Here is a 12,511-nt window from a genome sequence, read left to right as displayed (position 1 = left end):
ATTACTTACAGCGTGTTGGTGGTGCCTGTGCGCAAACCCTTTTCGAAGGATTCTACTTTGATGAGCTGGCCGTCGGCGTAGGTTTCAACGCGGGTGCGCTTGTCTTTATCGAAGGTTTCGACCTGCGTGAGCTGGCCATTTTCATAGGTTTCGGTGCGGGTCAGGGTGCCGTCGGCGTAGGTTTGGAGACTGGTAATCTGGCCGGCTTCGTTGTAGCTCGTCCAGGGGCCAAACCAGTAGAAGCGGGGCGTTTTGCCGCTGCCCGTCACCCACTGGGCGTGTCCCCGGCGGGCCACCTGCCCGTCCGGGTGCCAGTACGTTACCTCACAAAATCCTTCGCGCCGGTACTGCTCGCTGCGGTCGAGCTGGCCTGTGGGGGCATAGTAGCGGAAGGTGCGCACCGGCCGGCCGTGGCGGTAGCGCCCCGCCGTGAACGGCTGCCGGTCGGCCGAGTCATAATACGTGCGCCAGCGCCCGGTTTCCAGCCCGTGTCGGTCGAAGCGGTTGGGCCGCCAGAAGCCCCGGGGGCCGTAGTGCGCGGTGCCCCGCGAGCCGGCACAAGCGCCCAGCAGCAAAGCAAAACAACCCAGGAGGAACAGGCGAGTAATGTGCATACGGCAAGGAAGTTAAGTTTAACTATAAAATTAGTTAAAAGAAACTATCCAACGCAAGCCCGCCGAAATATTGTGCGCCGGGCTGCTCTCTTTCGTCCCAAATTATACAGGGATAAAAACCGGCTGGCCTATGCGTAGATATGGCGGCGGCTCTATCTTTGGCCGCACCAAATATTCTCCCCGCCATGACTTCCCACGACGTTGACTACCGCATCCTCGGCTCCGATATTCAGGTGCTCGAAATTGAGCTCGACCCTAATGAGACGGTCATTGCCGAGGCCGGAGCCATGGTGTACATGGAAGAAGCCATTGCCTTTGAAACCAAGATGGGCGACGGCTCCGAGCCCGACCAGGGGCTGATGGGCAAGCTGTTTTCGGCCGGCACCCGCCTCATCACCGGCGAGTCGTTGTTTCTCACGCACTTCACGCACCGGGGTGGGTTTGGCAAGAGCAAGGTGGCCTTCTCGGCTCCATATCCCGGCACCATCATCGCGGTTGACTTGCGGGACATGCCCGCCGGCCTCATCGTGCAGAAAGACGGCTTTCTGGCCGCCGCACGGGGTACCAAAATCAGCCTGCATTTCAACCAGAAATTCGGGGCCGGCCTGTTTGGCGGCGAGGGCTTCATCCTCCAGAAACTGACCGGCGACGGCAAAGCCTTCGTGCACGCGGGCGGCACCATCATCGAGAAGCGCCTCAACAACGAGCTGCTGCGGGTGGATACGGGCTGCGTGGTGGCCTTTGAGCCGGGTATCGACTTCAGCGTGGCCCGGGCGGGCGGCCTCAAGTCGATGATATTCGGGGGCGAGGGGCTGCTGCTGGCCACGCTGCGCGGCAGTGGCCGCGTGTGGCTGCAGTCCATGCCCGTCAAAAAACTTATTCGGGCGCTGGCCCCGGGCGGCGGCAATGCCCAGAAAGAAAGCGGCGGGGTGTTGGGTGGCCTCCTCGGCGGAATGCTCGACGAGTAGGGGGCCCAAAGACCTTTATTGCAACGCTTCAGTGGTGGCGGGTCCGGCAGGGCTCATGGCGCCTTTGAGCACAAACGCCAGGGCCACGGCCAGCACCAGGGCCACGCCCACGGCTACGCGCACCAGAAATTTCATGTCGCTGGACTCGTCGTGCTTGCGACGGTCGGCCTCGCGGCGCTGCTGTCGCGACTTGTAGGGACGTTTATAAGCTGACTTTTGGGCGGTTGACAATTCGGTGGTATAGGACATTGCGTGGGAATATGATGGTAATATTACCACTTCTAACTCAATATATACAGGTTCTATTCGACTAAAATCCAAATCCTCTATGCCAAACGCATAATTGACACCATAAATGGATACAGGAAGCCCCCAGAATTAGCCGTTATACTGGTCCCGCCGCCAAGCTGGCGGCACGCAGCACGGCCTCCAGCACGTCGCGCGAGTTGAGCAGGCGCGGCACTTTATGCTGGCCGCCCAGCTTGCCCTGGTGGGCCAGCCACGCGTCGAAGGTGCCGCCGGGTACGGCCCGCACTTTGGGCGGGGCCAGTGCCAGGCTGCGGTGGCGCTTGGCCGCGTAGTCGGAGTTGAGGGCGCAGAGCGTGGCATCGAGCACGGCTCCGAACCGGGCCACATCGGGCGCGGCGGGCGCGGTAGCAAATTCAATCACCCACTCGTGCCCGCCCCGCGAGGTGGCGCTGTCGGCCGTGAACCAGACCGGGGCCGCCGTGAAATCGCGCACTAGCAGGCCGGTGGCCTGGCTGGCGGCGGCCACGGCGGCCTCGGCCGTTTCAATCACCACTTCTTCGCCGAAGGCATTGAGAAAGTGTTTGGTACGCCCCGTGATGCGCACTCGGTAAGGGGCCAGCGAGGTGAAGCGCACGGTATCGCCCACCACATAGCGCCACAGGCCGGCATTGGTGCTGATGACCAGGGCGTAGGGCCGATGCAGCTCTACTTCGGCCAGGGGTACGGGGCGCGGGTCGGGCGCGGTCCACTGGTCGGCGGGCAGGAATTCGTAGTAGATGCCGTGGTCGAGCAGCAACAGCAGGTCTTCGCTTTCGGGCTCGTCCTGCAAGGCGAAGTAGCCTTCCGAGGCATTATATATTTCGAGGTAGCGCATCCGGGCATCGGGAATGAGCTGGCGAAACAGCTCGCGGTACGGCCCAAACGCCACCGCACCGTGCAGAAACAGCCGCAGCTGCGGCCACACTTGGGTAATATTTTCGGCCCCGGCCAGGGCCACCACACGGCGCAGCAGCACCACCGTCCAGGTGGGCACGCCGGCCAGCACGCGCACGTCCTGCCGCAATACGTGCCGGGCAATGCGCTCAATCTTCTCCTCCCATTCATCCAGCAGAGCCAGCTTGAGGGGCGGGGTGCGCAATATTTCGGCCCAGGCCGGCAGCTGCGCCATGATGACGGCCGACACATCGCCCACCCGGGAGGCCGGCTCGTGGGGCCGGAAGGGATTGGGGGCATGCGCGCCGCCCAGCGAGAGGGTTTTGCCGGCCAGCAGCCGCTCGCGGGGGTAGAGGTGCGTGCTCAGGGCCAGCATGTCGCGCCCGGCGCGGTAGTGGCAGTCGTGCAGCGCCTCGGCCGTGACGGGGATGAACTTGCTGCGAGCGTTGGTGGTACCGCTGCTTTTGGCAAACCACTGCGGGCGACCGGGCCAGAGCACGTCGGGCTGGCCGCGCAACACCTTTTCCAGCTCCGGGTACAGCTGCTCGTAGGTGCTCACGGGCACGCGCCGGGCAAAGTCGGCAGGCGTCATTTTCTCCCCAAAGCCGTAGCGCCGGCCCCACACCGTGCCCTGCGCCCGGCGCAGCAACCCCCGCAGCAGCCGCGCCTGCACCTCCAGCGGCTGCTGCCGGATGCGGGCCAGCCGCGGCAGGCTGCTGAGTTGGACGGCATGAGCGAGTAGCTGGTCGAGCATAGGCGGGTGGGCGGGTTGGTGGGTTAAAAGACCGTCATGCTGAGCGCAGTAGAGATGCTTCGACTGCGCTCAGCATGACGGTCTGTATTATTCAGCAAAACTGCTGCTCATCACACATTCCGCTTCAGCTCGAAATTCTTACCCAGGTACACGCGGCGCACGGTTTCGTCGCCGGCCAACTCTTCGGCGGTGCCGGCTTTGAGGAGCTTGCCTTCGAAAAGCAGGTAGGCGCGGTCCACGATGCTGAGGGTGGAGTTCACATCGTGGTCGGTGATGAGCACGCCGATGCCGCGGTGCTTGAGCTTGGCCACAATGCCCTGGATTTCTTCGGTGGCGATGGGGTCGACGCCCGCGAAGGGCTCGTCGAGGAGCACGAATTTGGGGTCTACGGCCAGGGCGCGGGCTATTTCGGTGCGGCGGCGCTCGCCCCCGCTCAATACTTTCCCCAGATTTTTGCGCACGTGGGTCAGGCTGAATTCTTCGAGCATTTCCTCCACCTTGTCGTGTCGGGCCTGCTTTTTCATGCTGGTCATTTCGAGCACGGCCATGATGTTTTCCTCCACGCTCAGGTCGCGGAACACGCTGGCTTCCTGGGCCAGGTAGCCCACCCCGAGGCGTGCCCGCTGGTAGATGGGCATGGTCGTTATCTCGGTGTTATCCAGAAAGATGCGACCACCGTTGGGCTTTACCATGCCCACCATCATGTAGAAGCAGGTGGTTTTCCCGGCCCCGTTCGGCCCGAGCAAGCCCACGATTTCGCCCTGCTCAACGGTCACCGACATGTCGTTGACGACGGTGCGGGCTTTGTATTTTTTAACGAGGTGGTCGGCGCGAAGAATCATAGGGGCAAAGGTACGGGCTGGGCGGAAGGCGGGCGAATGCCGCGTCAAACGATTGAAACGGGTGAAATATTCGGCTTGCCTAACAAATGGCGTGAAATTTTCCGTTACTTTTAAGCCCACAACCTAACCCACCTAATTTTTCTTTTTTTTATGACGGTAAAAACACTACTCCTTGCGGGGGGCACGCTGCTGGTCAGCGCGTCGGCCGCGTCTGCCAGTGGCTTTCAGGTGAACCTGGGCGGCCAGAAAAACATCGGCATGGGCGGTGTCGGCGTGGCGTTGACGCTTGACCAGGCCGCCATGTTTTACAACCCCGGCGCGCTGGCCATGGTGCGCGAAAACGGCGTGCAGGTAGGCTTCAACGGAGCCATTGCCCGCAGTGCCTTCCGTCCCGAAAGCGGCGGCGGTCAGAGCGAACTCAACAACAAGCTGGTGACGCCCTTCAACTTCTACGCCGGTTTCGGCCCGAAGGAAGGCAAGTGGAAAATCGGCATCGGCGCCTATACACCCTTCGGCAGCGAGCTGCACTACGCCAGCAACTGGGAAGGCCGCTATTCCCTCACGGACATCAACCTGCGCTCCATCTTCGCCCAGGTTACGGGCTCCTACGCCATCACGCCGCAGCTGAGCATCGGCGCGGGCCTGGTGATGCTGGCCTATGGCGACGTGGACCTGCAAAAAGACGTTCCGCTGTCGGCCCAGAGCGGTGCTCCTACGCCTCACGTCACTCTTAACGGCAAGGCCAAGCAGACGTTTGGCTACAACGTGGGTATCTTCTTCAAGCCCAGCGACAAGCTGAGCGTGGGCGCCAGTTACCGCTCGCAGGTAGATGCCAAGATTGAAAACGGTGACGTGCGCCTGCGCGACGTGATTTATTCGACCGGGGCCGCCTTCACGGCCACCAACTTTTCGGCCACCCTGCCCCTGCCTGCCACGGCCAGCGTGGGCGTAGCCGTGATGCCGACCGAGAAACTGACGGTTTCGCTGGATGCCAACCTGGTGTTCTGGAACGTGTACCGCACGCTCGACTTCAACTACAGCGGCAATAATGGCTACGCGAAGGATTTCGCCAAAGCCGGTGAAAACACCGACAGCCGCCTGGGCAGCACCACAACGAATGGTGTAACCACCTATAATACTTCTTCCTCGGCCAAGCGCTACTACCAGGATGCCCTGTGTTTCCGCCTCGGTGCCCAGTACAAAGCCACGGAGGCCCTGACGGTGCGCGCCGGCGGCTTCTTCGACCAGGCGGCGGTGAAAGATGGCTACGTGAGCCCCGAAACCCCGGATGCGGACCGCATTGGCCTGTCGGCCGGTGTTTCCTACGAGTTTGCCAAGCGCTTCGGCGTTGATGCGTCGTTCCTGTTCGAGGATTTCCTGAAGCGCAGCCAGAGCCAGGCCGACCTGGTGAACAACGGCACCACCGACCGCGTGGCCGGCACCTACAAAACGACCATTGCCATTCCCGGCGTGGGGCTGTACGTTAAATTCTAATTCCCACCCCCGCATTCCGACGCATAACAATGAAACGCACTTTTAACTACTCGCTGCCCGCTCTGGCCCTGCTGGGGCTGACGCTGGGCAGCTGCCAGCCCACGCTGGAGGACAACCGCCCTGCCGCCGACGCCGGCTCGCTGAACTTCAGCAGCTACGTAGCCGTGGGCAACTCCCTCACCTCGGGCTACTCCGACGGTGGCCTGTACAACGAGGCCCAGGCCTCGTCGTACCCCGCCATTCTGGCCCAGCAGTTTGCCAAGACGGGCAAAGGCCCTTCGGCCTTCGTGCAGCCTTCGTTTTCGGCCACCAAGAAGGATGGCTCGGGCTACGTGCAGCTTCGGGTCGTGAACGGCACAACTACCCCCGTGCAGCCCTCGGCAGCCAACAGCTTCCTCGGCGAGCAGGTGGCCTACACCAATAACCCAGCCTTCCCAACGGAGCTAGAGGCCTACACTGGCAACCAGCCCGATAACCTGGGCGTGCCCGGCATCTCGGTGCTGAGCGCCGATAAAACGGCTTCTTCGAGCGGCAACGCAACCGTGGATGCCCAGACCCGGGGTGCCGCGGCGGCCTACGGCGTGCTCAACAACTTCTACCAGCGCATTCTGCCGGCGGCTGACCGGGGCACGAAAGACTACGTGACTTACATCGGCCAGAAAACCCCGACGTTCTTCACCTGCTGGATGGGCAACAACGACGTGCTGACGTTCGCCACCAACGGCGGGGTTGCCAGCGCCACCAACCCTTTCAGCGGCATGACGGATACCACCAGCTTCGGCCGGGGCTACCGCAACATCCTGTCGACCATCTCGAAAAACGGCACGGTAGCCGGGGTTGCGGCCAACATCCCGAACGTGACGACGATTCCGTATTTCACCACGGTAACCGTCGCGGCTGTTGCGGCCTCGTTTAAGGCGGCCAACCCGGCATCGCCGGGCGTGTTTATCACCACTGGTACGGCCGCCGCGCCCGTAGTGCGTCTGGCTACTTCGGCTGATTTGCTGACGCTGACTACCCAAGGCTACATTGCCGCCGTGGTAGCGGCCGGTGGTACGGCCCCTGGTAGCCTGCCCACCAGCCCGTTGCCTAATAACTACGTGCTCGACGCTACCGAAGCGGCGGCAGTGGTAGCTCGTACTACGCAGCTGAACAACATCATCGCCAAAACGGCCCGCCAGAATAAGGTGGCCCTGGCCGATATGAACACCTTCTTCACCAGCATTGCCCAGCAGGGCATCGTGACCAATGCGGTGAACAACACGGCCACGTTTGCCTCCGGCAACCTGTTCAGCCTCGATGGCGTGCACCCCACGCCGCGCGGCTACGCCGTGGTGGCCAACGAGTTTATCCGCGTTATCAACTCGTACTACGGCTCGGCAATCCCGGCCGTGGCACCGAACGACTACCGCGGCGTGCTGTTCCCGTAAGCGAACGGCTTTGCCTGGAAAAAAGGCCTTCCCTGCTCCAGGGAAGGCCTTTTTTTTATGACTACGCCGGTATCTGCGTGCTCAGGTGCGCCGCAATAAGCTGCGCATGGTGCCGGCCGTTCTCGATGAACCAGCGGCTGGTGGCGCGCCCGCCGCACACGGTGCCAGCCACGAACAGGCCGGGCCGGGTGGTTTGGTGGGTGGCGGGGTCGAAGAGCGGGGCGCAGGCCTCGTCATCGGGGTCGGGCTGCACGCCGAGGCGGCCGAGCAGGGCTTCGTCGGGGTGGTAGCCGGTGAGGGCGTACACGAAATCGGTGGGAATGGTGAGCGGCCCGTCGGGCGTGAGGACTTCGATGGCCGCCGGGGTGATGGCGGTGACGGTGGTGTTGAAATGCGCCGTGATGCGGCCTTCGGCAATGCGGTTGACGAGGTCGGGGCGAATCCAGTATTTGACGGAATCGCTGATGGCGGGGCCGCGCACGATGAGCGTGACCTTGGCCCCGGCGCGGGTCATTTGTAGGGCGGCTTTGGCCGAGGAGTTTTTGGCCCCGATGACGACGACGTGTTGCATCACGTGCTGGTAGGGCTCCTTGTAATAATGGCTTACGTGCGGCAAATCCTCGCCGGGCACGTTGAGCGGGTTGGGCAAGTCGTAGAAGCCGGTGGCCACGATGACGTTGCGGGTCGGGATTTCACCTTTGCTGGTAGTGATGGTGAAATTGCCCTGCTCGCCTTCCAGCTTCAATACCTTTTCATGCAGGCGGATATCCAGCTTTTCGTCGCGGGCCACGCGCTGGTAGTAGTCGAGGGCGTCTTCGCGCAGGGGCTTGTAGTGCGCCGTGGGGAAGGGGTAGCCGCCGATTTCGAGCAGCTCGGGCGTGGAGAAAAACTCCATGTTGGTGGGGTAGCCCACCAGGGAATTGACCAGTGCGCCCTTTTCAATGATGGCGACCTTGAGGCCTTTGCGCTGGGTTTCGAGGGCGCAGGCCAGGCCCACGGGGCCGGCTCCGATGATGAGAACGTCGAGCATATGATGTAGAGACGCATACTTGCGTCTTGTCGTTGAACGGTTAATGGGGTACACCTTCTCTCGAAACCAACTGGCCCAGACGCTGAGACGCAAATATGCGCCCCTACCTTTGCGCCATGCGTACCTGCGACTTGTGCGGCAGCACCGATTTTAAGAAGCTGCCTTTCTATTACGAATTTGAAGGCCAGCGGCTGCAAGGCACCCAGTGCCGCAGCTGCGCCCTGATGTTTCTCGACCCCCAGCCCACGCCCGCGCAGCTGGAACGGCTCTACGGGAAGGACTATTTCACCGAGCGCCCCAACTACGACCGGACCCAGCAGGAAGTAGTGTTCATCGAAGAAGGCCAGAAGCAGGCTGCTTTAAACCAGGTTCGGCCCGACAAGTTCACGAACTACATTCTGGCCAAGTACCCCGGCCGCCGGTTCCGTTACCTCGACGTGGGCTGCGGCCCCGGCTACACCCTCAAAAGCCTAGAGGCGCTGGGCTGGGAAGCCCACGGCCTCGAAATCTCCGAGCACGCCGCCGACTTTGCCCGCCGCGAGCTGCACCTGCCCGTGGTGACGGGCAACATCGAAACCACCGAGGACTTCCACGAAAACCAGTTCGACCTCGCCTACATGGGCGACGTGCTGGAGCACCTGCTTTCGCCCAGCGCCACGCTGGCCAAGTTCCACCTCATTCTGGAGCCGGGCGGGCTGCTGGTGCTGGCCCTGCCGGCCACGCTCAACCTGCCCACCGTGCGCCTGGGCTTCGCGGCTTATGGCGCACTGGGCAAAGAGCGCAAGATGGACATTCCGCCCTACCACCTGTTCGAGTTCACCCCCGCCACCATCACCAAAATGCTCAAGAAGCAGGGCTTTGAAGTGGTGGAACTGCTGAACCCGGTGAAGCCGCCGAAGAACATCCGCCTCGGCGGCAGCGTGGTAGAGAAGGTGAGCAAGTTGGCCGGGCAATACCCGACGTATTACCTGAACAAGCTGACGGGCCGATTTGGCGACCGCATGTTTGTGGTGGCGCGGAACGTGAAGTAGCGCGGACTTTTAGTCCGCGGCCCCAATATTAAAACAGCACCCTAAAGCAGAAAACACCTGAAGCTTAAAGCCTCAGGCGTTTTTTTGCTATTCGGTCGCGGACTAAAAGTCCGCGCTACGGCTACAGCAGCTCCGTGCTGCGCTTCACGAAGGCAGTCAGGGCCTCGCCTTTCAGCATGCCTTGCGACAGCAGCGCCAAATCAAACGCTTGCTTGGCCAGCTTGTCGCCGCCGTCGGCCAGCACTTTGCTCACCAGCGGGTGGTTGGCGTTCACGGTCACATCGTAGGACTCGGGGAAGGCCCCGAACATCTGCATGCCGCCGCCCCCGCCAGTGCGCTGCATGTCCTTCATGCGGCGCATGAACTCGTTTTGGGTGATGACCACGGGCGCATCCTGCGGACTGAGGGCGGCCACTTTCACGTGCATAGCCGGGTTGGCAATAGCCGTGGTAAAGGTTTCCTCCAGCTTCTTGGTGTCGTCCTCGCTCAGCACGCTTTCGGTGGTGTCGTCCTTCTCAATGAGCTTGCTCAGCGTATCGGCATCCACGCGCTTGAAGCTGGTTTTTTCCAGCTTCTGCTCCAGCTGGCCCACGAAGTGCGGGTCGAGCACCTGGTCGAAGTTCAGCACGTCGTAGCCACGCTCCTGGGCTGCCGCCACGAAGCCGTGCTGGTGCTCGGCATCATTGGTGTAGAGGATGACGGTATTGCCGTTTTTGTCCTGCTGGTTGGCCTGGATGTGCTCGGTGTACTCGTTGATGGTAAACAGCTTGCCGTTCACGTTCTTCAGCAGCACGAAGTCCTTGCCTTTGTCGTAGAACTTCTCGTCGCTCAGCATGCCGTACTTCACAAACATACCGATGTCGCCCCATTTCTCCTCGTAGCCGGCGCGGTCCTGCTTGAACAGGCTGCTGAGCTTATCGGCTACTTTCTTGGTGATGTAGGTGTTGATTTTGCGCACCGCCGCGTCGGCCTGAAGGAAGCTGCGCGACACGTTCAGTGGGATATCGGGCGAGTCAATCACGCCGTGCAGCAGCATCAGAAACTCGGGCACCACGTCCTTCACCTCGTCGGTGATGAACACCTGGCGCGAGTAGAGTTGAATCTTGTTGCGCGAGAACTGCAGCTCGTCCTTCACTTTCGGGAAGTACAGAATACCAGTTAGATTGAACGGATAGTCCACGTTCAGATGAATCCAGAACAGGGGCTCGTCCATGCTCATGGGGTACAACTCCTGGTAGAATTTCTTGTAGTCCTCATCGGTCAGCTCGCTCGGCTGCTTGGTCCAGATGGGGTTGGTGTCGTTGATGAGCTCACCTTCGAACTCAATCGGAATGGGCAGGAACTTGCAGTACTTGGTGAGGATGCCGCGCAGGCGGGCCTCCTCCAGAAACTCGTCTGAATCTTCGGCTACGTGCAGCACCACGTCGGTACCGCGCTCGGCTTTCTCAGTGGTTTCCAGGGTGAAGGAGGTGCTGCCGTCGCAGGTCCAGTGAGCGGCTTCGGTGCCCTCCTTGTAGCTCTGCGAGAAGATTTCGACCTCGCTGGCCACCATGAAGGCCGAGTAGAAACCGAGGCCAAACTGACCGATAATCTGGTCTTTCGTGGCGGCATCCTTGTCCTTGTACTGCTCCACAAACTCAGTGGCGCCGCTGAAGGCAATCTGGTTGATGTACTTCTTGATTTCCTCGCCGGTCATGCCCAGGCCGTGGTCAGAAATCGTGATTTTGCGGGCTTCCTTGTCCACGGTCACGCGCACTTTCAGCTCGCCGAGCTCGCCTTTGTACTCGCCCAGCTGGGCCAGGCTTTTCAGCTTTTGGGTGGCATCGACGGCATTGCTGACCAGTTCCCGCAGGAAAATCTCGTGGTCGGAATACAAGAACTTCTTGATAATCGGGAAGATGTTCTCGGTGTGGATGGAGATGGAGCCGGTTTCTTGCATGATATAAGATGGAAACGGTTGAATACAGACGGAATGGCTGGGCGCAGAGGCCCCGGCCACGGTTTCCGTAGCTTTCAAAGGACGTTCCAAGGGGTAATCAGCTGTCAGATTGACAGCGGCCGGTTGCGGCCCATACTTGTCATTCCGACGAAGGAGGAATCTGAGTAAAGCCGTCCAGGCATCGTCCTCCTTCGTCGGAATGACAAGTATGTGGTCTGGCTACAGCAACTCGGGCTGGCTCCGGTGCGGAGCTTCGAAGCTACCAGCCGAAACCGGGCCGGACCCAAATACGGCGTCCCATTCGGCCTGCAGCTCGGGCAGGCGCGCCGAGTAGTCGGACAGCCATTGCAGGCCGGGCTCGGGCTGGGGGAAATACTGAATATCAAACTTAATAATGCTCCGAAACATGGCCAGCAGCGAATCGATGGCCAGCTGGTTGTGCACGCGGTGGCGGTGGTTCACAAGCACCACGCGCTCCAGCGGCAGCTTCACGATGCCCGGCATCCAGCTCACGCCCAGCCACACCTGGTCGTAGACCGAGATGTCGGGAAAGGTATTCATGTTGAGCAGCAGGTGGCGCGGGCCCAGCTCCCGGTCCAGGGCCAGGAGTTGTTCGGCGCTTTGGCGCAGGGTACGGGTGTCGGCTCCTGAGGCCCATTCGATACGCAACAGGCTCAGCTGTTCGTCGTATTGCAAAGAAAAGTCAGGAATATTGCTAATTATCACAGAAAAAGGCGCTAAAAGGCCGCTCGGGCAGCAAGTTACGGCACCATTACGGGAAATGTAGCGCGATGGATTGGTGAACAGTAACCACTCGTAAAATTTATTTACTGAGCAACTTCCGGCCTTTACCTCCATCTTTGTATTGTGCAAGCCATCCGTTCCCATCTAGCCCTGCTGCTGCTGCTCTGCCTCGTGCGGACGCTGCTGCCCGAGGCGTGGATTCTGGCGATGCACCCTCACGCCCACACCATTGAAGAGCCGGCCCAGGCCCCGGCATTCCGCCACAAGGGCAAGGCACTTGTCAGCGCCAAGCACCAGCACTGCGACGTAGAGCAGTTTTATGACGTAGCGTTTCAGGCCGCCGTGCCGGTGGCTGCGCCCCAGCCCCGCGTGGCCATACGCTACGCCGCTACGCCCGCTTTGCCGCCCGTGCGGCCGGCGGCGGGCGAAGTGCTTTTTGCGCGGTCGTTGCGCGGCCCGCCCGCCCTCGCCTAACCTCCGGCG

12 protein-coding genes are annotated in these 12,511 nt (G+C 61.3%); 5 read left to right on the top strand and 7 right to left on the bottom strand.

Going from position 1 to position 12,511, the window contains the following annotated elements:
- Positions 1-5 precede the first annotated feature (5 nt).
- Positions 6-614, bottom strand: coding sequence for a toxin-antitoxin system YwqK family antitoxin (locus ACYU70_RS20535; RefSeq protein WP_342299010.1), 609 nt, complete (start codon positions 612-614; stop codon positions 6-8).
- A 185-nt stretch (positions 615-799) separates the two neighbouring features.
- Between ACYU70_RS20535 and ACYU70_RS20530 the strand changes: the two genes are divergently transcribed.
- Positions 800-1,582: a TIGR00266 family protein gene (locus ACYU70_RS20530; protein ID WP_342299011.1), complete on the top strand. Its 783-nt coding sequence runs from the start codon at positions 800-802 to the stop codon at positions 1,580-1,582.
- A gap of 15 nt (positions 1,583-1,597) precedes the next feature.
- Here ACYU70_RS20530 and ACYU70_RS20525 read toward each other — a convergent pair whose 3' ends face one another.
- The 3 genes from ACYU70_RS20525 to lptB all read right to left on the bottom strand — a co-directional run bounded on the left by ACYU70_RS20525 (position 1,598) and on the right by lptB (position 4,360).
- A complete protein-coding gene (locus tag ACYU70_RS20525; RefSeq protein WP_342299013.1) occupies positions 1,598-1,831 on the bottom strand; it encodes a hypothetical protein in 234 nt (77 codons plus the stop codon).
- Positions 1,832-1,967: 136 nt separating this feature from the next.
- Positions 1,968-3,518: a GH3 auxin-responsive promoter family protein gene (locus ACYU70_RS20520; RefSeq protein WP_342299015.1), complete on the bottom strand. Its 1,551-nt coding sequence runs from the start codon at positions 3,516-3,518 to the stop codon at positions 1,968-1,970.
- Positions 3,519-3,628: 110 nt separating this feature from the next.
- The gene (gene lptB / locus ACYU70_RS20515; protein ID WP_342299017.1) at positions 3,629-4,360 is read right to left on the bottom strand and encodes an LPS export ABC transporter ATP-binding protein; all 732 of its coding nucleotides are present in this window, start codon (positions 4,358-4,360) and stop codon (positions 3,629-3,631) included.
- 150 nt (positions 4,361-4,510) lie between these two features.
- On the opposite strand from lptB, the gene ACYU70_RS20510 reads away from it, so the two are divergent.
- Positions 4,511-5,854, top strand: coding sequence for an OmpP1/FadL family transporter (locus tag ACYU70_RS20510; protein ID WP_342299019.1), 1,344 nt, complete (start codon positions 4,511-4,513; stop codon positions 5,852-5,854).
- A 29-nt stretch (positions 5,855-5,883) separates the two neighbouring features.
- Positions 5,884-7,284 (top strand): SGNH/GDSL hydrolase family protein, encoded by a 1,401-nt coding sequence (locus ACYU70_RS20505; protein ID WP_342299020.1) that lies wholly within the window; start codon positions 5,884-5,886, stop codon positions 7,282-7,284.
- 61 nt (positions 7,285-7,345) lie between these two features.
- Here the strand turns inward: ACYU70_RS20505 and ACYU70_RS20500 are convergent, their stop codons facing one another.
- Positions 7,346-8,314: a YpdA family putative bacillithiol disulfide reductase gene (locus ACYU70_RS20500; RefSeq protein ID WP_342299021.1), complete on the bottom strand. Its 969-nt coding sequence runs from the start codon at positions 8,312-8,314 to the stop codon at positions 7,346-7,348.
- 116 nt (positions 8,315-8,430) lie between these two features.
- Here ACYU70_RS20500 and ACYU70_RS20495 point away from each other — a divergent pair, with 116 nt between their 5' ends.
- On the top strand, positions 8,431-9,345 hold the full coding sequence (locus ACYU70_RS20495) for a class I SAM-dependent methyltransferase (protein ID WP_342299023.1): 915 nt from the start codon (positions 8,431-8,433) through the stop codon (positions 9,343-9,345).
- Between the two features lie 121 nt (positions 9,346-9,466).
- On the opposite strand, the gene htpG is transcribed toward ACYU70_RS20495, so the two are convergent.
- Both htpG and ACYU70_RS20485 read right to left on the bottom strand, forming a co-directional pair.
- Positions 9,467-11,284, bottom strand: coding sequence for a molecular chaperone HtpG (gene htpG / locus ACYU70_RS20490; RefSeq protein ID WP_342299025.1), 1,818 nt, complete (start codon positions 11,282-11,284; stop codon positions 9,467-9,469).
- A gap of 219 nt (positions 11,285-11,503) precedes the next feature.
- Positions 11,504-11,980, bottom strand: a complete 477-nt coding sequence (locus ACYU70_RS20485) for a hypothetical protein (RefSeq protein ID WP_342299027.1) — start codon at positions 11,978-11,980, stop codon at positions 11,504-11,506.
- A 171-nt stretch (positions 11,981-12,151) separates the two neighbouring features.
- On the opposite strand from ACYU70_RS20485, the gene ACYU70_RS20480 reads away from it, so the two are divergent.
- Positions 12,152-12,502, top strand: coding sequence for a hypothetical protein (locus ACYU70_RS20480; protein ID WP_342299028.1), 351 nt, complete (start codon positions 12,152-12,154; stop codon positions 12,500-12,502).
- Positions 12,503-12,511: the final 9 nt, after the last annotated feature.

This window comes from Hymenobacter segetis, assembly GCF_054776495.1.
Note: the sequence above shows the minus strand (reverse complement) of the source record. Positions and strands in the feature narration are given on the sequence as shown.